General features: G+C 72.3%; 17 protein-coding genes. 13 read left to right on the top strand and 4 right to left on the bottom strand.

Translation table 11 applies throughout. From position 1 onward, the window contains the following. Positions 1 to 84: 84 nt before the first annotated feature. The 8 genes from HTV45_RS07110 (at position 85) to HTV45_RS07075 (ending at position 9,627) form a co-directional block, all read left to right on the top strand. Entirely contained in the window at positions 85 to 1,017 is a 933-nt protein-coding gene (locus HTV45_RS07110) for a carbohydrate ABC transporter permease (RefSeq protein WP_215204773.1), read from the top strand. Next, on the top strand, positions 1,014 to 1,910 hold the full coding sequence (locus HTV45_RS07105; protein ID WP_215204772.1) for a carbohydrate ABC transporter permease: 897 nt from the start codon (positions 1,014 to 1,016) through the stop codon (positions 1,908 to 1,910). Before HTV45_RS07110 ends, HTV45_RS07105 begins: the two co-directional genes overlap by 4 nt. Next, complete coding sequence (locus HTV45_RS07100; protein WP_215204771.1) at positions 1,907 to 3,088, top strand: Gfo/Idh/MocA family protein; 1,182 nt, start codon at positions 1,907 to 1,909, stop codon at positions 3,086 to 3,088. Before HTV45_RS07105 ends, HTV45_RS07100 begins: the two co-directional genes overlap by 4 nt. Next, the gene (locus HTV45_RS07095; RefSeq protein ID WP_215204770.1) at positions 3,085 to 3,930 is read left to right on the top strand and encodes a PmoA family protein; all 846 of its coding nucleotides are present in this window, start codon (positions 3,085 to 3,087) and stop codon (positions 3,928 to 3,930) included. Before HTV45_RS07100 ends, HTV45_RS07095 begins: the two co-directional genes overlap by 4 nt. After that, positions 3,927 to 5,465 carry a glycoside hydrolase 43 family protein gene (locus HTV45_RS07090; RefSeq protein WP_215204769.1) on the top strand — a complete coding sequence of 513 codons (1,539 nt, stop codon included), beginning with the start codon at positions 3,927 to 3,929 and terminating at the stop codon, positions 5,463 to 5,465. Before HTV45_RS07095 ends, HTV45_RS07090 begins: the two co-directional genes overlap by 4 nt. Next, positions 5,462 to 6,817: a sugar ABC transporter substrate-binding protein gene (locus HTV45_RS07085; protein WP_215204768.1), complete on the top strand. Its 1,356-nt coding sequence runs from the start codon at positions 5,462 to 5,464 to the stop codon at positions 6,815 to 6,817. The genes HTV45_RS07090 and HTV45_RS07085 overlap by 4 nt, the downstream gene beginning before the upstream one ends. 230 nt (positions 6,818 to 7,047) lie before the next feature. Continuing rightward, a complete protein-coding gene (locus tag HTV45_RS07080; RefSeq protein WP_215204767.1) occupies positions 7,048 to 8,385 on the top strand; it encodes a polysaccharide lyase family 1 protein in 1,338 nt (445 codons plus the stop codon). Positions 8,386 to 8,562: 177 nt separating this feature from the next. Further along, the gene (locus HTV45_RS07075; protein WP_215204766.1) at positions 8,563 to 9,627 is read left to right on the top strand and encodes a dienelactone hydrolase family protein; all 1,065 of its coding nucleotides are present in this window, start codon (positions 8,563 to 8,565) and stop codon (positions 9,625 to 9,627) included. 280 nt (positions 9,628 to 9,907) lie between these two features. On the opposite strand, the gene HTV45_RS07070 is transcribed toward HTV45_RS07075, so the two are convergent. Together HTV45_RS07070 and HTV45_RS07065 are read right to left on the bottom strand one after the other, a co-directional pair. After that, a complete protein-coding gene (locus HTV45_RS07070) occupies positions 9,908 to 10,381 on the bottom strand; it encodes a GNAT family N-acetyltransferase (RefSeq protein WP_215204765.1) in 474 nt (157 codons plus the stop codon). Positions 10,382 to 10,384: 3 nt separating this feature from the next. Beyond that, positions 10,385 to 11,158: an IclR family transcriptional regulator gene (locus HTV45_RS07065; protein ID WP_215204764.1), complete on the bottom strand. Its 774-nt coding sequence runs from the start codon at positions 11,156 to 11,158 to the stop codon at positions 10,385 to 10,387. Positions 11,159 to 11,298: 140 nt separating this feature from the next. On the opposite strand from HTV45_RS07065, the gene HTV45_RS07060 reads away from it, so the two are divergent. Then, on the top strand, positions 11,299 to 12,828 hold the full coding sequence (locus tag HTV45_RS07060) for an aldehyde dehydrogenase (NADP(+)) (protein WP_215204763.1): 1,530 nt from the start codon (positions 11,299 to 11,301) through the stop codon (positions 12,826 to 12,828). A gap of 6 nt (positions 12,829 to 12,834) precedes the next feature. On the opposite strand, the gene HTV45_RS07055 is transcribed toward HTV45_RS07060, so the two are convergent. Together HTV45_RS07055 and HTV45_RS07050 are read right to left on the bottom strand one after the other, a co-directional pair. Continuing rightward, positions 12,835 to 13,497: a response regulator transcription factor gene (locus HTV45_RS07055; protein ID WP_215204762.1), complete on the bottom strand. Its 663-nt coding sequence runs from the start codon at positions 13,495 to 13,497 to the stop codon at positions 12,835 to 12,837. 93 nt (positions 13,498 to 13,590) lie between these two features. Further along, a complete protein-coding gene (locus HTV45_RS07050; RefSeq protein ID WP_215204761.1) occupies positions 13,591 to 15,315 on the bottom strand; it encodes a histidine kinase in 1,725 nt (574 codons plus the stop codon). 285 nt (positions 15,316 to 15,600) lie between these two features. Between HTV45_RS07050 and HTV45_RS07045 the strand changes: the two genes are divergently transcribed. From HTV45_RS07045 to HTV45_RS07030, 4 genes are all read left to right on the top strand, one after another. Then, positions 15,601 to 16,137 carry a hypothetical protein gene (locus HTV45_RS07045; RefSeq protein ID WP_215204886.1) on the top strand — a complete coding sequence of 179 codons (537 nt, stop codon included), beginning with the start codon at positions 15,601 to 15,603 and terminating at the stop codon, positions 16,135 to 16,137. Between the two features lie 53 nt (positions 16,138 to 16,190). Beyond that, positions 16,191 to 16,799 carry a DUF1349 domain-containing protein gene (locus HTV45_RS07040; protein ID WP_215204760.1) on the top strand — a complete coding sequence of 203 codons (609 nt, stop codon included), beginning with the start codon at positions 16,191 to 16,193 and terminating at the stop codon, positions 16,797 to 16,799. 135 nt (positions 16,800 to 16,934) lie between these two features. Next, positions 16,935 to 17,645, top strand: a complete 711-nt coding sequence (locus HTV45_RS07035; protein ID WP_215204759.1) for a DsbA family oxidoreductase — start codon at positions 16,935 to 16,937, stop codon at positions 17,643 to 17,645. Positions 17,646 to 17,740: 95 nt separating this feature from the next. Next, entirely contained in the window at positions 17,741 to 18,793 is a 1,053-nt protein-coding gene (locus tag HTV45_RS07030; protein WP_215204758.1) for an aminotransferase class V-fold PLP-dependent enzyme, read from the top strand. The last annotated feature ends 36 nt before the right edge of the window (positions 18,794 to 18,829 follow it).

The raw sequence follows: 18,829 nt of genomic DNA, 5'->3' as shown, positions 1-18,829 counted from the left end.
GGCGGATTCCGCACACCTATGAAGAAAGCGCTTGCACCGCTCAGGCACCACACAGCACGACGTACCGAGAAACGGAGAACAGTCATGGCCCGAGCCGCAGCCGTGGCGAAACCGCCCGCGCCACCCCGGCGGCGCCGTGCCTCCGCCACGCCCCGCAGGCTGCCCTACCTGCTGATCGCGCCGGCCGCCCTGCTCATGCTGGGATTCATCGCCTACCCGGTCCTCAGCGTCTTCTACTACAGCCTGCAGGAGTACAACCCCACCAAACCCTGGCGGAACGGCTTCGCCGGCTTCGACAACTTCACCCACATCTTCACCGAGGACCCGCTCTTCTGGGACACCCTCGTCTTCAGCGCCAAGTGGGTCTTCGTCGAGGTCGGCCTCCAGCTGATGTTCGGTCTCGCCCTCGCCCTCATCGTCAACCAGACCTTCGTCGGCCGCTCCCTCGGCCGCGCGCTGGTCTTCTCCCCCTGGGCCGTCTCCGGCGTGCTGACCTCGGCGATCTGGGTGCTGCTCTACAACTCCCAGACCGGCATCACCCGCTACCTCGCCGACATGGGGCTCGGCGACTACGGGGTCAGCTGGCTGTCGGACACCTCCACCGTCTTCCCGGCGGTGGTCGTCGCCGATCTCTGGCGCGGTGTCCCCTTCTTCGCGATCCTCATCCTCGCCGACCTCCAGTCCGTCTCCAAGGACCTCTACGAGGCCGCCGAGGTCGACGGGGCGAGCCGCTTCCAGCAGTTCCTCCACATCACGCTGCCGCACCTGAAGGACGCCATCATCCTCTCCACCCTGCTGCGCGCGGTGTGGGAGTTCAACAACGTCGACCTGCTCTACACGCTGACCGGCGGCGGACCCGCGGGCGTGACCACGACACTGCCGCTCTACATCGCCAACACCTCGGTCGACGCCCATGACTTCGGCTACGCGTCGGCCCTGACGACGGTCGCGTTCGTGATCCTGCTCTTCTGCTCGATGGTCTACCTGCGGCTGAGCAAGTTCGGAGGCGAGAAGTGATCACCAAGGAGGCCACCGTGGCCGCCCCCGCGCCCGCGCGCACCGCCCCCGAACCGCCGCGTCCGGCGCCCAGACGCCGGGCCTGGGACGAGGCACCCCGCTGGCAGATCTACCTGCCCCTGGGCATCTACCTCGTCTTCACCCTCATCCCCTTCTACTGGATCCTGCTCTTCGCGCTGCGCCCGGCCGGCTCCACCTCGCTGGTGCCCTGGCCGATGACGGGCGCCCACTTCGAGAAGGTCTGGACGGACCGCGGCTTCGCCACCTTCTTCTACAACAGCGTCCTGGTCGGCGTCGCCACCCTGCTCATGACGACCCTGGTCGCGCTGGCCGGCGGTTACGCGCTCGCCCGGTTCGACTTCAAGGTCAAACGGACGTTCATGCTGACCCTGCTCTGCTCGCAGTTCGTGCCCGGCGCGCTGCTCCTGGTCCCGCTGTTCGAGATCTTCGCCGAACTGCAGATGATCAACTCCCTGGTCAGCGTCATGATCGCCGAGACGGTCTTCCAGCTGCCGCTGTCGATGATCCTGATCAGCAACTTCATCAAGAACGTGCCGTACTCCCTGGAGGAGGCCGCCTGGGTCGACGGCTGCGACCGGTTCAGGGCCTTCCGGGTGGTCGTCCTGCCCCTCCTGAGGCCGGGCCTGATCGCCGTCGGCTCCTTCGCCTTCGTGCACTCCTGGAACCACTTCCTGTTCGCCCTGATGTTCCTCAACAACCAGGAGAAGCAGACCATCCCGGTCGGCCTGAACACCCTGATGAGCGCGGACAGCGTCGACCTCGGCGCCCTCGCGGCGGGCGGCATCATCGCGGCCGTCCCCGTGGTGATCGTGTTCGCCTTCATCCAGAAGTGGCTGATCACCGGGTTCAGCGCGGGGGCGGTGAAGGGATGAGCGCGCCCCGGCCCCCACTCGGCCCGCCCTTCCCCGTCGTCCTCGCCGGTGCCCGCGGCCACGGCCGGTGGCACCTCGGGAACATCCGCCGGCTCCAGGAGAAGGGCGTCGTACGGCTCGTCGGCATCTGTGAGACCAGCCCGCTCACCGAGGACGAGTCCGGCGGGGAACTCCCCGCCCAGTCCACGGACCTCGGCGCGCTGCTCGACTCCACCGGGGCCCGGATCGCGGTCATCTGCACCCCGATCCCCACCCACACCGGCCTCGCCCTCGCGGCGGCCGGACGGGGGGTGCACCTCCTGCTGGAGAAGCCCCCCGCGCCGTCGTACGCCGAGTTCCGCCGGATGGCCGACGGGGTCGCGGCGGCCGGGGTCGCCTGCCAGATCGGCTTCCAGTCACTGGGCTCGGCCGCCGTGCCCGCCATCCGCGAGCTGGTCGCCGGGGGCGCCGTCGGCCGGGTGACGGGCATCGGCGGGGCCGGCGCCTGGATACGGCCCGAGGCGTACTTCCGCCGGGCGCCCTGGGCGGGCCGGCGCCGGATGGACGGCGTCGACGTGATCGACGGGGCGCTCACCAACCCCCTCGCGCACGCCGTCGCCACCGCCCTCGCGCTCGACGGGAGCACCCGCGCCGAGGACGTCGCCGGCATCGAGACCGAGCTGCTGCGCGCCAACGACATCGAGTCCGACGACACCTCCTGCGTACGGATCACCACCGTGCGCGGCGGTTCGGTCACCGTCGCCGCGACGCTGTGCGCAGAGCGGGAGGAGGAGCCGTACGTCATGGTGCACGGCACCCGCGGCCGGATCACCTTCTGGTACAGGCAGGACCGGATCCTGCTCCAGCGCGCCGGGCACAGCCCCGAGGAGACGCGGTTCGACCGCACCGACCTGCTGGAGAACCTCGCCGCCCACCTCACCGACGGCACCCCCCTGCTGGTCACCCCGGACGGGACGGGCGCCTTCATGCGGGTCGTCGAGGCGATCCGTGAGGCCCCCGATCCGGCCCCGCTGCCTGCCGGTGCCTGGCACCGCGTCCCCGGCGAGGACCGCCGGGTCGTGCCCGGCATCGACGCCCTGGTCGCCGCCGCCGCCGACACCCTGTCCCTCTACTCCGAGCTGGGCGCCCCCTGGGCCCTGCCCGCCCACCACCCGCCGAAAGAGGTGAGCAGCCGATGACCGGCGACGACCAGGTGGTGCTGCGTGTCGCGGACCGGCCCGTCGGCCGGTACGTCACCCGGCCCGAGCTGCCCGGCCGGCTTTCCCCGCGGCCCTATCTGCACCCCGTCACGACCCTGGCCGGCACGGCCGTCACCGAGCTCGGCCCCGCCGACCACCCACACCACCTCGGCGTCGGTGTCGCCGTTCCCGACGTCGAGGGGTTCAACTTCTGGGGCGGACGCACCTACGTCCGGGGCCGGGGCCCGACCGAGCTGGACAACCACGGTAGCCAGCGGCACGCCGCCTACCGGCTGCGCGACCCCGGCGGATTCGTCGAGGAACTGCGCTGGGTGGCGGCGCCCGGTGAACTGCTGCGCGAGCGCCGTACCGTCACCGCCACCGAACTCACCGGCACCGCCTGGGCGCTGGACCTCACCTTCTCCCTGACCAACACCACGCCGGGCCCGCTGTCCCTCGGCAGCCCCGCCACCAACGGCCGCCCCGGCGCCGCCTACGGGGGCTTCTTCTGGCGGGCCCCCAAGGAGGAGACGGCACCGCAGGTGTTCACCGCCCGCGCCGAGGGCGAGAGCGAGGTGCACGGCAGCACGGCCGACTGGCTGGCCCTCACCGGATCCGCCTGGACCCTGGTCTTCGCGGGGGCCACCGCACCGACCCGGCAGGACCCCTGGTTCGTCCGCACCGCCGAGTACCCGGGCGTCGGCTCCTCCCTCGCCCACGCCGCCCGGCTGGCCCTCCCGCCCGGTGGGACGCTGGTCCGCCGGATCGTCACCGTCGTCGCCGACGGCCGCCTCGGCCGCGACGAGGCCGCCGCCCTGGTCCGCAGGGCGGTGAGCACGTGAGCGCCGAACCGGCGGACCTCACCTACCGCAACCCCGTCCTGAACGCCGACTGGTCCGACCCGGACGTGATCCGGGTCGGCGACGACTTCTACCTGACCGCCTCCAGCTTCGGCCGCGTCCCCGGACTGCCCCTGCTGCACTCCCGCGACCTGGTCAACTGGACCCTCGTCGGCCACGCTCTCGAACGCCTCGAGCCCGAGGCCGAGTTCGCCACCCCCCGGCACGACTGCGGGGTCTGGGCCCCCGCCCTGCGCCACCACGGCGACCGCTTCTGGATCTTCTGGGGCGACCCCGACCAGGGCATCTTCCAGGTCAACGGCCCCGGGATCCGGGGCCCCTGGAGCCGGCCGCTCCTGGTGAAGGCCGGAAAGGGCCTCATCGACCCCTGCCCCCTGTGGGACGACGAGACCGGCGAGGCGTATCTCGTGCACGCCTGGGCCAAGTCCCGCTCCGGCGTCAAGAACCGCCTCACCGGCCACCGGATGCACCCGCACGGCACCGAACTCCTCGACGAGGGCAAGGTGATCGTCGACGGCGACCGCATCCCCGGCTGGTTCACCCTGGAAGGGCCCAAGCTCTACCGGCACGACGGCTGGTTCTGGATCCTCGCCCCCGCCGGGGGAGTGGAGACCGGCTGGCAGGGGGCCTTCCGCTCCCGCGCGTTCTTCGGCCCCTACGAGGAGAAGGTGGTCCTCGAGCAGAAGGACACCGGCGTCAACGGTCCCCACCAGGGCGGATGGGTGCGCACCCCGTCCGGCGAGGACTGGTTCCTGCACTTCCAGCAGCGCGGCGCGTACGGCCGTGTCGTGCACCTCCAGCCCATGCGCTGGGATCAGGAAGGCTGGCCGGTGATCGGGGACGACGGCGCCCCCGTCGCCGTGCACCGCCGCCCCGATCCGCCCGCGCAGCCGCCCGCCGCGCCCGCCACCGACGACGACTTCCCCGGCGGGCGCCCCGGCCGCCAGTGGCAGTGGGCCGCCAACCCCCGGGACGGCTGGGCCACCCAGCACTCCGCCGACGGACTGCGGCTGACCTGTGTCCGCTCCGCCGACGCGCACGACCTGCGCGCCCTGCCCCACGTCCTCACCCAGCGGCTGCCCGGCACCCCGTGCACCGTCGAGGTGGACCTGCGGCTCGACAGCGAGGAACCGGGAGCACGCGCCGGACTCGCGGTCCTCGGCGACGCCTACCGCTGGATCGGGCTCCAGCGGGACGCCGGCGGCGCGGTGCACCTGGTGCACCGGTTCGCCGAGACGGTCGCCGAGAGGGAACGGGACGCCGCTCATCCACGCCCCGCTCCCGGCGGCCGGGCACGGCTGCGCATCGACATCGGTGACGGTGCGCGCTGCCGCTTCTCGTACGACACCGGGGACGGCCTGCGCCCCTCCGGTCAGGTCTTCGCCGCCACGCCGTGGCGCTGGGTCGGTGCCCTGCTCGGTCTGGTCGCCCTGGCGCCCTCCGGTCGGGGACACGCCGGCACCGCCACGTTCACGCAGTTCAGGATCCGTATCCAGGAGAAGAGAGCCGACCAATGAGGATCAGCATGCTCACCAACAGCACCGGCAGAGGCCGCCGCACCTCGGCCGCCGTGGCCCTCGGGGCCGTGCTCGCCCTGACCGCCACCGCCTGCGGCGACGACGGCAGCGGCGCGGACGGCGCCGAGGGCAGCGGCAAGGGCAAGATCGTCTTCTGGGACAACAACGGCGGTGTCCGCACCGACATCTGGAAGGAGATCATCGCCGACTTCGAGAAGGCCAACCCCGACATCGACGTCCAGTACGTCGGCATCGCCTCCACCGAGTACCAGTCCAAGGTCGACACCGCCATCCAGGCCGACGGTCTGCCGGACGTGGGCGGCATCAGCGCGTCGATGCTCGCGGGCTTCGCCGCCCAGGGCGCGCTCGACCCGCTGGACGACCGGCTGGGCGAGTCGGCGCTGAGCGGCAAGCTCAACGAGGACATGGTCGAATCGATGCGGGCGGCCGGCGGCGGTGACGACCAGCTGTACTCCGTGCCGACCTCGGCCAACAACGGCGTCCTCTACTACCGCACCGACCTGTTCGAGAAGGCGGGCCTGGAGGAGCCGACCACCTGGGACCGGTTCTACACGGCCGCGGAGAAGCTCACCGACAAGGGCGACAACAAGTTCGGCTACACCATCCGCGGGGGCGCCGGTTCGATAGCCCAGGCCCTGGACGCGATGTACGGCCAGTCCGGTATCACCTCGTTCTGGGACTCCACCGGCAAGAAGACCACGGTCAACGACCCGGGGAACGTGACGGCCCTGGAGAAGTACGCGGGACTGTTCAAGGAGGTCACCCCCGCCGCCGACCTCAACAACGACTTCACCAAGATGGTCGCGCAGTGGGACTCCGGTGAGATCGGCATGCTGAACCACAACCTGGGCTCGTACCAGGACCACGTGAAGGCGCTCGGCGCGGAGAAGTTCCGGGGCATCCCGCAGCCCACCGGGCCCGGCGGCAAGCGGGTGCAGGTCTCCAACCCGGTCGACGGCGTCGGCCTGTTCAAGACCTCCGAGAACAAGGAGGCCGCCTGGAAGTTCATCGAGTTCGCCACGTCGGCGCAGTCCAACTCGAAGTTCAACGAGTCGGCGGGACAGGTGCCGGCACACCTGGACGCCGCGAAGGACGGATGGATCTCCGAGGCGGAGCCCACGAAGCTGGCGGCGGACGCGCTGAGTGACGGGTCGACGAGCATCGTGCAGCTTCCGTACTACCTGCCGGACTGGAACACCATCTCCAAGGCGGAGAGCGAGCCGAGCTTCCAGAAGGTGCTGCTGGGCGACATGAGCGCGAAGTCCTTCCTGGACGGGCTGGCCGAGAAGCTGGACGCCGCGCAGGCTGAGTGGGATGAGCAGATGGGCTGATCCGGATCGGTTCCGCCGAGGGGCGGCCTGTGGTTTCGGGCTGCGGGCCGTCCGTGGCTGATCGCGCCCACGCGGCGGAGCCGCATATCGGGTACAGCCCCGCGCCCCCGGAAGGGCGCTTCCCGTCCGCCCTCGCTGAAAGGCGCAGTGGGGTGGTCCCGGAGTCGTGGATCACCTGGCCGGAGCCCGTCGCGTAACACCCCCTGGACCACGAGAAGGAGAGCCGCACCATGAACAGATCGAAATGGCATGTGCATGCCACTCTGAGAGCCGCCTCCCTGGCCGGCTGCACCGCCCTCGTCCTGACGCTGACCGGCACCGGCGCCGCCCAGGCCCACTCCCCGTCGCACCACCACCGCGACGTCGCCCGGCAGACGCTGCCCGCGGGCGACGGCTGGGCCTCCCACGGCACCGGCACCACGGGAGGGGCCCGCGCCGCCGCCGAACACGTGTACACCGTGACCGACTGGGCCGAATTCAAGGCGGCCCTGGCGGACGGCGGCGACGCACCGAGGATCATCAAGGTGAGGGGGACCATCGACGCGGTCTCCGAGGGCTGCGCCGCGCTCGCCGCGCCCGGGTACGACTTCGACGCCTACCTCGAGAAGTACGCCCCGGAGACCTGGGGCCTGGAGCAGGACCTGAGCGCCGAGCCCGACGACAGCCCGGAGGGACTGCGCAGGGCCTCCGCCGAGCGGCAGGACGCGGCCATCAAGGCGCCCATCCCCTCCCGCACCACGATCATCGGCGTCGGCCGGAACGCCGGCATCAAGGGCGCCAGTCTGCAGATCAAGGGCGTGGACAACGTCATCGTCCGCAACCTCACCCTCGAGAGCCCGGTCGACTGCTTCCCGCAGTGGGACCCGACCGACGGGGACCGGGGCAACTGGAACTCCGAGTACGACACCGCCGTCGTGTACGGCTCCACCCACGTCTGGCTGGACCACAACACCTTCACCGACGGAGAGCACCCCGACAGCGAGGCGCCGACCCACTTCGGCATGCTCTACCAGCAGCACGACGGCGAACTGGACATCGTGCGGGGCGCCAACCACGTCACCGCCTCCTGGAACGTCTTCACCGAGCACGACAAGACGATCCTCATCGGCAACAGCGACAGCGAGTCCACCGCCGTCGGCGACCGGGGCAGACTGAAGGCGACCTTCCACCACAACCTGTTCTCGGGCCTGGTCGAGCGCGCTCCGCGGGTCCGCTTCGGACAGGTCGACGTGTACAACAACCACTTCGTGGCCGAGGCCGGCTACTCCTACAGCTTCGGCATCGGCAAGGAGTCCCAGCTCGTCGCCGAGCACAACGCGTTCACCCTGCCGCGGGGCGTCAGCCCGGCCAAGATCCTCAAGCGGTGGAACGACTCGCCGCTCACCGCCCGGCACAACCTCGTCAACGGCGAGCGGACCGACCTGATCGCCGCGCACAACGCGGAGCTCCCCGACGCACCCCTGAGGTCCGGCGCCGGCTGGACGCCCACCCTGCGCACCGCGGTCCACCCTGCCTGGGCGGTCCCGGTCCTGGTCGGGCTCGGCGCGGGCGCCGGCCGTCTGCGCTGACCCCGCCCCCATCCGGCCGGCGCGGTCCGCCCCCACTGCGGACCGCGCCGGCCCGTCTCCGTCACCCAAGGAGCACCGCATGCCCTCGCCCCCGTCCCGAAGGAACGTGCTGCTCGCCGGAGCCGAGGCCGCCTCCCACACCAGGGAGACCTGGCTCGGCGACCGGCGGCCCCGCGGATGACCTCCGTCCCGGGCCCGCCCGGACTGCTCCGGGCGCTCAAGGACGACCTGACGTTCCCGCTCGCCTGGGGCGCCTCACCCGTCCGCGACATCGCGGCGTGGCGCCGGGCGGCCCGGGCCAAGGTCGAGGAACTGCTCGTCGTGCCACCCCAGGACGACATCCCGTACGCCCCCGAGTACACGGCCGGGCCCGCAGCGGACGGCTACGACAGGGAGCTGGTGACGCTCTCGCTCACCCGGCACACCCGGGTCCGCGGCGCCCTGCTCACCCCGCACGGCACCGGCCCCTTCCCGGCCGTCCTGCTCCTGCACGACCACGGCTCCCGCTTCGACATCGGCAAGGAGAAGTGCGTCCGGCCCTGGTACGACGACACCCGGCGCGCCTCCGCGAGGGAGTGGGCCGGGCGCCACTTCGACGGGCGCTTCACCGGTGACGAACTCGCCCGGCGCGGCCATGTCGTGCTCTGCACGGACGCACTCGGCTGGGGTGAGCGCGGACCCCTGGTTCATGAGCAGCAGCAGGCCCTGGCGAGCAACCTCTACCACCTCGGCTCCTCCCTCGCCGGTCTCCACGCCCGCGAGGACCAGCGGGCCGCGGCCTTCCTCGCCGGGCTCGACCGGGTGGACGCCCGCCGGATCGCCGCCGTCGGCTGGTCGATGGGCGGCTACCGAGCCTGGCAGGCCGCGGCCCTCAGCGACCACGTCGCGGCGGCGGCGAGCGTCTGCTGGATGACCGGGCTCAAGGACATGATGGTGCCCGGCAACAACACCCTGCGCGGGCAGTCGGCGTTCCACATGCTCCATCCCGGGCTCGCCCGGCACCTGGACATCCCCGATGTGGCGAGCATCGCCGCGCCGAAGCCGATGCTCCTCTTCCACGGCGGGCTCGACGCCCTGTTCCCCGCCGCCGGGGTACGGGTCGCCCGCGACAGGCTGCGCGCCGTCTGGCGTGCCTGGGGTGCCGGGGGGCGGCTGCGGCTGAAGACCTGGCCGGAGCACGGCCACACCTTCGACGCCGCGATGCAGGACGAGGTGTACGCCTGGCTGGACGCCGTCCTGTGAGACGGCCGGGGCGGGGCGGGGCGTGCGCGTGTCCGGGCGGCAGGCCGCGCTGACGAGGTGCCGGCGCCATCGACCCGATCGAGCAGCTCCTCGGCGTCAGGTGACCGGGCACGAGGCGGACGGGCCGCCCCCGGGGGGAGGGGAGCGGCCCGTCCGCTCGTAGAGACGGTCCGGGGGCCGAAAAGGTTCAGTCCCCGCGCGGCCGCGTTCCCCGCCGGCCGGGGCCGCCCGGCGGTGGAGGAGCCGGCGATCCGCCTCCGCCGCGCGGGGCGGAGCCGGGTCAGCCCTCCAGGGTGAGCAGGAGCTCCTCGATCTCCGTCCCCCGCGCGGGGGCGTACGCGACGGCCCGCGCGGAGACCTCGAAGCCGCACCGCTCCAGGACCCGCCGCGATCCCGCGTTGTCGGCGGCCACGCGCGCGTACAGCGGGCGCTCGTCCACCTCGGCCAGCAGGGCGCGCAGCGCGGCCGTGGCGACGCCCTGGCCCCAGTAGGCGCGGTCGACCCAGTACGTCACCTCGCGCTCGCCCGCCTCCCCGTACACCGCGGCGCTCCCCACCACGTCCCCGTCGCCCAGCACCGTGCGCGCCACGATCCGCGGGGAGTTGCGGACGCGCGCCCAGTGGGCGTCGAAGCGGTCCCGGTCGGCCGGGTCCTCAGGGGTGAAGGCGGCCATGCGCAGCGCCTCCGGGTCGTTGGACTGGCGGTAGAAGACCGGCAGATCGCTGTCGTGCACCGGCCGCAGGGAGATGTCCACGGGTCAGATCCTCCGGGTGGCCAGGGCGAGCCGGTCGCGGGCGTCGAACAGGGCGTCCTTGACCATCTGCTCGTGCGCGGGGGTCAGCCGGGCGACCGGCACCGAGCAGCTGATCGCGTCCCGCGCGGGGGTGCGGTAGGGGATCGCCACACCGAAGCAGCGCAGCCCCAGCGTGTTCTCCTCGCGGTCCACCGCGAAACCCTGCTCCCGTACCTGGTGCAGCTCCTCGATGAGCCGCTCCCGGTCGGTGAGGGTGTGTTCGGTCAGCGCGGGCAGCGTCTCCGGGAGCATCTTGCGCACCTGCTCGTCCGGGTACGTGCTCAGCAGCGCCTTGCCCAGCGACGTCGAGTGCGCGGGCAGCCTGCGGCCGACCCGGGTGAACGGGCGCAGGTAGTGCTGGGACTGCCGGGTGGCGAGATAGACGACGTTGGTGCCGTCCAGCCGGGCGAGGTGGATGGTCTCGGTGGTGTCGTCCGAGAGCCGGTCCAGCGTGGGCCGGGCGGCCGCGACGACCTCGTCGCCGTCGATGTACGACGTGCCCACCAGCAGCGCCCGGACGCCGATGCCGTACCGGGTGCCCGTCGCGTCCGTCTCCACCCAGCCGAGCTCCACAAGGGTGCGCAGCAGCATGTAGAGGCTCGACTTGGGGTACCCGACGGCCTCCTGGACCGCCGCCAGGGAGTGCATACCGGGGCGCCCGGCGAAGTATTCGAGCAGTTCAACGGTCCGCACCGCGGACTTGACCTGCGCCCCGCCGCCTGTCTCGCCAGCCGACATCGCCCTTGACCCCTTCGTTCGCCGGAAATAGTCTCCGAAGTGCATTCATCTACAGAGACAGCGTTCAGTATATCGAACACCGCTGATGGATGGCGTACGTACTGCGGCATCGCACGCGGCAATCAAGTGGAGGGACCCCGGTGGCAGCAGCACCAGTCTGGAGTGTCGACCCCCGAACCGGGAAGCAGCGCGAACAGGTTGCGGTGGAGGCCACAGCCCAGGAGGTGGACGCCGCCGTCCGCGCGGCGCACGACGCGCGCGGCGCGCTGGCGGACCGCGCCGTCCGCGCGGCCTTCCTGCGCACGGCCGCGGATGAACTCGAGGCCGCCCGTGACCAGCTCGTCGAAGCCGCCGACGCGGAGACCGCGCTCGGCCCGGCCCGGCTCACCGGCGAGCTCGCGCGTACCTGCTACCAGCTGCGCGCCTTCGCCGGCATCGTGGAGGAGGGCGCCTTCCTCGACGTCGTCATCAACCACCCCGACGACACCGCGACCCCGCCCGTGCCGGACCTGCGCCGCTACAAGATCCCGCTGGGCGTCGTCGCCGTCTACTCCGCGTCCAACTTCCCCTTCGCCTTCTCCGTGGCCGGCGGCGACACCGCCAGCGCGCTCGCGGCCGGCTGCCCGGTCGTGGTCAAGGCCCACCCGGACCACCCCGGACTGTCCGAGCTGGTGGCCAGGGTGCTGCGCCGGGCCGCGGCCCGGCACGACATCCCCGACGGCGTACTCGGTCTGGTGCACGGCTTCGACGCCGGTATCGAGCTGATCCGGCACGCGCAGGTCTCGGCGGCCGGGTTCACCGGTTCCGTCCGCGGCGGCCGGGCCCTCTTCGACGCGGCCGCCGCACGGCCCGTTCCCATCCCCTTCCACGGTGAGCTGGGCTCCCTGAACCCGGTCGTCGTCACCGAGGCCGCCGCCGCCGAGCGCGGCGAGGCCATCGGCGCCGGGCTGGCCGGCTCGATGACCCTGGGCGTCGGCCAGTTCTGTGTGAAGCCGGGCCTCGTGCTGGCTCCCGCAGGACCGGCCGGTGACGGACTGCTCAAGTCCCTCACGGAGGCGGTCAGCGACACCGACGCGGGCGTCCTGCTCGACCACCGCATGCGCGACAACTTCGTCGCCGGGGTCGCCGAGCGCACCGGGCTGCCCGATGTGGAGTCCCCGGTCACCCCGGGCGCCGGGGGTGAGCACACCGTCAGCGCGGGCTTCCTCACCGTCCCCGCGAGCCGGCTGGCCCAGGAGGGCGCCCACGACCTGCTCCTGGAGGAGTGCTTCGGACCGGTCACCGTGGTGGCCCGCTACGAGGACGACAGCGAGGTGCGCGGTGTGCTCGCACGGCTGCCGGGCAACCTCACCGCGACCGTGCAGCTGTCCGCCGGGGAGGCGGCCGGGGAGGGCCGCGGTGCCGAACTGGTGCGGGAACTCACGCCGTTGGCCGGACGCGTGCTGGTGAACGGCTGGCCGACGGGCGTCGCGGTCGCCCCGGCCCAGCATCACGGCGGCCCGTACCCGGCGACGACCTCCACGTCCACGTCGGTGGGCGGCACGGCCGTGGAGCGATGGCTGCGGCCGGTCGTCTACCAGACCACGCCCGAGGCGCTGCTGCCCGCTGAGCTCAGGGACGACAACCCGCTGGGGCTGCCCCGGAGGTTCAACGGCACGCTGGAGCGCTGAGGCGGCTCACCCCGTGGTCGGCTCCAGGCCCGCGTCGCGGGCCAGGAGCGCCGCCTGGACCCGGTTGTGACAGTCGAGCTTGGTCAGGATGCGGCTGACGTAGGTCTTCACCGTGGCCTCGCTCATGTGCAGCCGGGCCCCGGCGTCCGCGTTGGACAGGCCCTCCCCGAGCAGGGCCAGCACCTGGCGTTCGCGTTCCGTCAGGCCGGCCAGGCGCCTGCGTGCCTCCTCGCCGCGCACGGTGGCGGCGGGGGAGGCGAGGGAGTCCACCACGTGCCGGGTGGCGGCCGGGGACAGATAGGCGTTGCCGGCCGCCGCCGCGCGGACCGCGTGGATCAGTTCCCCCGGGGCGGAGTCCTTCAGCAGGAAGCCCGCGCTGCCGTGGCCGAGTGCCCGCAGGACGTTGTCCCGTTCCCCGAACGTCGTCAGGATGAGCACGCGTGTCCGCGGCGCCGCCCGGCCGATCTCGGCCAGCGCGGCCAGTCCGTCCAGCACGGGCATCTGGATGTCCAGCAGGGCCACGTCGACGGCGGTGCTCCGGACGGTCTCCACCGCTTCCCGGCCGTCCCGCGCCTCGGCGACGACATCGATGTCGTCCGCCGAGGTCAGGATCATCCTGATGCCGGCCCTGATGAGCGGCTCGTCGTCGGCGACGAGGACCCGGATCACGCGGCCTCCTGCGCGGTGTCGGTGTGACAAGCGGATGATGCGACTCGCCCATCATGCCCGATTCCGTCGCGGGTGCGGTGATGTACCGCCCGGTCAGATGTCGTGCGGGTAGGACTCCTTGGCGGACAGCTTCCCGTCACGGAAGCAGAACCGGTAGACGATGTCCTCCTCGTCGTCCACGAAGTGCTCGCAGACCGCGTCCGCGGGCAGCGGCGGGCCGTCCTCCTCCACGCCGTCGAGGAGCATCGAGTCGCCGGCCGGGAACTCGTCCCTGATGTCCGCCTCGGCGTCGCCGATCCGGGCCGAGTCGTAGACGCTCGCCGGGATGACGCCCGCCTCCACCTCGTCGATCAGCTTCGACACGCCCCACACCAGCAGGGCGACGGTGCCCACGACGAGGACGACGGCGGTGAGGGCACATCCCAGGGCGACGTTCTTCTTGCTGCTCATGATGGCGGCGAACTCCTTCTGCGGGTCGGACCGGTGTCCGTTGACCGCTCCACCGTCGCCCGCCGGCCCCTCGCCGGTCTGCCACCGGAAGTCGTCGTCCGCGGCGACGGAAGTCGCGCCGTCCGGCCGGGCCGGACTCTCGCCGTCCGCGTAGGGCAGCACCCCGGCGAGACGGAAGCCGCCCGCGGGGGTGCGGCCGGTGTGCACCATGCCGCCGACCAGCCGGGCCCGCTCCTGAAGCCCCGCCAGCCCCTGGCCCCCGCTGATCGCGGCCGGGCCCGACGCCCCGGCCGGTGCGGGCCCGTTGGCCACCTCGATCACCAGGCTGTCCGGTTCGTAGCGCAGGGACACGGTGATCGCGGCGCCCGGCGCGTGCTTGTGCGCGTTGGTCAGGCCCTCCTGGGCGATGCGGTACACCGCGTGGTCGGCGGCGGGCGCGAGCGGCCGTTCGGTGCCGGAGCGGTGCAGCCCGACCTTCGTGCCCGCGGCCCGGGACGACTCGATCAGCTTGTCGACGGAGGCCGCCACCCGGGCCGTCGAGGGCCCGGCGCCCTCGTCCTCGGAACCCGGCTGGGGCGCTTCCACACCGTCCCGCAGGATGCCCACGGCCTCGCGCAGCTCCTGCATCGCCGTCCGGGAGGCCTCCCGGAGGATGCCCACCCCCTCCCGCTGGCGCCCCTTCAGCTCGGGGTCCACCTCCAGCGCTCCGGCGTGCACGGCGATCAGCGCGAGCTGGTGGCCGAGACTGTCGTGCATGTCCTGGGCGATGCGCTGGCGTTCCATCAGCCTGGCCTGCCGTGCCACCATCACCTGCTCGCGGACCAGTTGGGCGTTGTGCCGCTGCAGGGCGTCCAGCAGGTTGTGGCGCTGCGCGCGGTAGCGGGAGGCCAGCCCCGGCACGACCGCCAGCACCAGGAACGGGCCGCCGCTCAGCGTGGCCGTCAGCAGGAGCGACATCCCGAGATCCTCGGGGTCCGAGCTGATGACGACGGCGAGGAGATAGCACACGAGCCCGGCCGCGTAGGCGCCCAGCGCCCGCGCCGGGCGTTTGATGCGGCTGCCCGCCGACCAGCTCACGCAGACCAGCAGCGCGAACGCGCCGCCGATCGTGCCGGCCAGGGCCGACGAGACGATCAGCACGGTCGTCGGCCACGCACGGCGGGTGAGCGACAGTACGGCGACGAGCAGGGCGATGGCACCGCCCCGTGCCCCGGATCCGGTCTCCGCCGCGTAGAGCAGACCGGCGGTGCCGGAGAGGACCACGACGTAGGCGATCTCCCCGGCGACCCGCTTGCGGGTCCAGGGCGAGGCGGCGGCGAGACGGGAACGCAACGGCCGGCGGGCAGGCGATATCTCTTCTGGGTCCACGCGCAGACCATAGAGGGCCGCCTCCGGGCCCCCGCATCCCCCCTTCGGCGCGGTACCGGGCGACGAAAGTGAACACGCCCGCGCCGCCGGCCCTGTCCTCTTCCGTCGCTGCGGACAGCGACTTACGGAGACTGACCAGGGCCGGGGATCGGGGAGAGGATGGCTCTGCCGGCCGGGGGAACGGGAGCGCCGGCGTCCGACACCGACGACTGACGGAGCGCAGCAGTGGACACCAGACAAGAGCACGTGAACGACCGTTTCACCGTCCGGCAGAAGACCAGCCTCATGATCAACAGGTACGTCGTGACCGAGACCCTGCCGGACGGCTCGGACGGCAAGGTCCTCGCCTTCGCCGAGCAGAAGCGGATGACGCTCAAGGAGCAGATGACCTTCTACACCGACGAGTCCAGGCGGCAGGTGCTGTTCACCGCAGCGGCACGCCAGATCGTCGACCTGGGCGCCTCCTACGACGTGCGGGACGCGGGCGGCGGCGTCGTCGGCACGTTCAGCAAGAGGTTCGGCTCCTCCCTGCTGCGCTCGACGTGGGAGATGGACCAGCCGGGTTCGATCGCCGCCGTCGGGCGCGAACGCAACCGGTTCGTGGCGGTGGCGCGCCGTCTCTGGGGGCTGGTGCCGCTCGACTTCGTACCGTTCATGTGGCCGTACCACTTCGACTTCACCTCGGACGGCGGGCAGGTGATGCGGGTGGACAAGAAGTTCGGACTGCGTGACCGCTATGTCGTCGACGTGCAGTCGCCCGCGCTCGACCTGCGTCTCGCCATCGCCCAGGCCGTGGCCCTCGACGCCCTCCAGTCCCGCTGACCGGGACGCCACCCCGGGCCGCGGCGCCGGGCTCCGCCTGGGACAATCCCGTCATGGACCTGAAAATCGCCGAACTCCCCTTCCCCTTGCGCACCTACGGCCCCGACGGCTCCTGGTCGTACGAGGACGGCGTCCTCAGCGGATGGGCCGGGCCCCGGCAGGACCGTTTCGTGCCGCCCACCGGTGAGGCACTGGAACCGGCCGCCGACGCGCCGCGTCTGCTGGGTGCCCCCGAGGGCGACTTCCAGCTGATCGCGCGGGTCACGGTCGGCTTCGCCGGCACCTTCGACGCCGGGGTGCTGTACGTCCACGTCGGCGAACGGGCCTGGGCCAAGCTCTGCCTGGAGTACTCCCCGGACGTCCCCACCGTCTGCACGGTGGTCACCCGGGGTCACTCGGACGACGCCAACTCCTTCACCGTCGACGGCAGCTCCGTCTGGCTCCGGGTGAGCCGCACCGGCCGCGCCTTCGCCTTCCACGCCTCCCGCGACGGCGAGCGCTGGACCTTCGTCCGGTTCTTCACCCTCGGCGACGAGGAGGAGACCGGTGCCGCCCTGGTCGGATTCATGACGCAGTCGCCGATGGGGGAGGGCTGTGTGGTGACCTTCGACCACCTCGAGTACCGGCTGCACTGGCCGCACGATCTGCGCGACGGCAGCTGAGGAAAGCCGGAGCGGGCGGGAGCGGTGAAAGGGCGGGAAGAGCGGGGCAGGGGGAATGAAAGCAGCTCCTTGAATGTTCATGCGGTTGCCGGAGGGAGCCTCCGCGCCCGCCACGATCCTGGAGAGAGCCGACTCATGCGCGTCGAGATCTGGAGCGACATCGCCTGCCCCTGGTGCTACGTCGGAAAGGCCCGCTTCGAGAAGGCGCTGGCGTCCTTTCCGCACCGCGAGCAGGTCGAGGTGGTGCACCGTTCCTTCGAACTGGACCCGGGCCGGGCCAAGGGCGACATCCAGCCGGTGATCACCATGCTCACCAAGAAGTACGGCATGAGCCGGGCACAGGCCGAGGCCGGCGAGGACAACCTCGGTGCCCAGGCCGCAGCCGAGGGCCTGCCCTACCGCACCCGGGGCCGTGACCACGGCGGCACCTTCGACATGCACCGCCTGCTGCACCACGCCCGCGAGCAGGGCCGCCAGGTGGAACTGCTCGACCTGCTCTACCGGGCGAACTTCGCCGAGGAACGGTCCGTCTTCGACGACGACGAACGGCTCGTCGAACTCGCCGCCGGGGCCGGTCTCGACACCGACGCCGTGCGCGCGGTCCTCGCCGACCCCGCGGCCTACGCCGACGAGGTCCGCGCCGACGAGCGCGAGGCCGCGGAACTCGGCGCGAACGGTGTGCCGTTCTTCGTGCTCGACCGCAAGTACGGCGTCTCCGGCGCGCAGCCCGCGGAGGTCTTCACCCAGGCACTCACCCAGGCCTGGGGCGAGCGCCCGCCGCTGACGATGGCCGGCGGCGGCGCGGAGGTGTGCGGCCCGGACGGATGCGCGGTACCGCAGCAGTAGACACGCAGGTCAGCACGTACACATAAGGCTTCCTTCGCGGTACCGCGCGGAATGCGGCAATGGACGGGAGGCCGCCGGGGCCGCAGAGTGGTTCCATGGCAACTTTCGACCACCTCGTCCGTGCCGAGTTCGCCCCGCGGAACACCTACCTCAACACCGCGAGCAACGCTCTCCTGCCCGCCCGCACCGTCGCCGCGCTCCAGGACGCCGCCCGGCTGCGCGCGGAGGGCCGCTCGCTGGATCCGCTGTTCGCCGATGCCGAGGCCTGCCGCGCCGCCTACGCCCGGCTGGCCGGCGTCCCCACCCGGCGGGTCGCGGCCGGCGCCACGGTCGCCCTGCACACCGCGCTGATCGCCGCGTCGCTGCCGCCGGGCGCCGAAGTCCTCACCGCCGAGGGTGACTTCACCTCCGTGCTGAACCCCTTCCACACCCGCGGCGACCTCAAGGTGCGGTCGGCCCCGCTGGAGCGGCTCGCCGAATCCGTCAGGCCCGGCACCGCGCTCGTCGCGGTCAGCGCCGCGCAGTCCGCGGACGGCCGGGTCGCCGACCTCGACGCGCTGGGCGAGGCGGCCCGCGGCCACGGGGCGCGTACCTACGTCGACTTCTCCCAGGCGGCCGGCTGGCTGCCGGTGACGGCCGACGCCTGCGACTACAGCGTCACCATCACCCACAAGTGGCTGCTCGGCCCGCACGGCGTGGCCTTCCTCGTCGTCCCCGAGGACTTCGGCGATCTGACACCGGTGCAGGCGGGCTGGGTCGCGGGGGAGGACCCGTGGGACAGCTGCTACGGCCCCGTCACCGAACTCGCCCGTTCCGCCAGGCGGTTCGACTCCAGCCCGGCCCTGCTGGACCACGCGGGACTGCGCGCCTCCCTCGAACTCGTCGAGGAGATCGGCGTGGACGCGATCCGTGGCCACGACCTGGCCCTCGCCGACCGCTTCCGCGCGGGGCTCGCCGACCTCGGCCGCACACCCGTGCCGGCACCCGGCTCACCGATCGTGTCCGTGCCCGGACTCGGCGCCCGGCAGCCGGAACTGGCACAGGCCGGCATCCAGGTGTCGAACCGTGCGGGCCATCTGCGGGCGTCCTTCCACCTCTACAACACGCGGGACGACGTGGACCGGCTGCTGGACGTGCTGTCCGGCTGACCGTCCGCCGGTGCGCACGGCAGCGGGCCGGTGCCT

It is taken from the genome of Streptomyces sp. CHD11, assembly GCF_018638295.1.
In the GTDB taxonomy this organism is placed as follows: domain Bacteria; phylum Actinomycetota; class Actinomycetes; order Streptomycetales; family Streptomycetaceae; genus Streptomyces.
The sequence above is the reverse complement of the archived record's forward strand: the minus strand, read 5'-3'. Positions and strand labels throughout refer to the sequence as shown.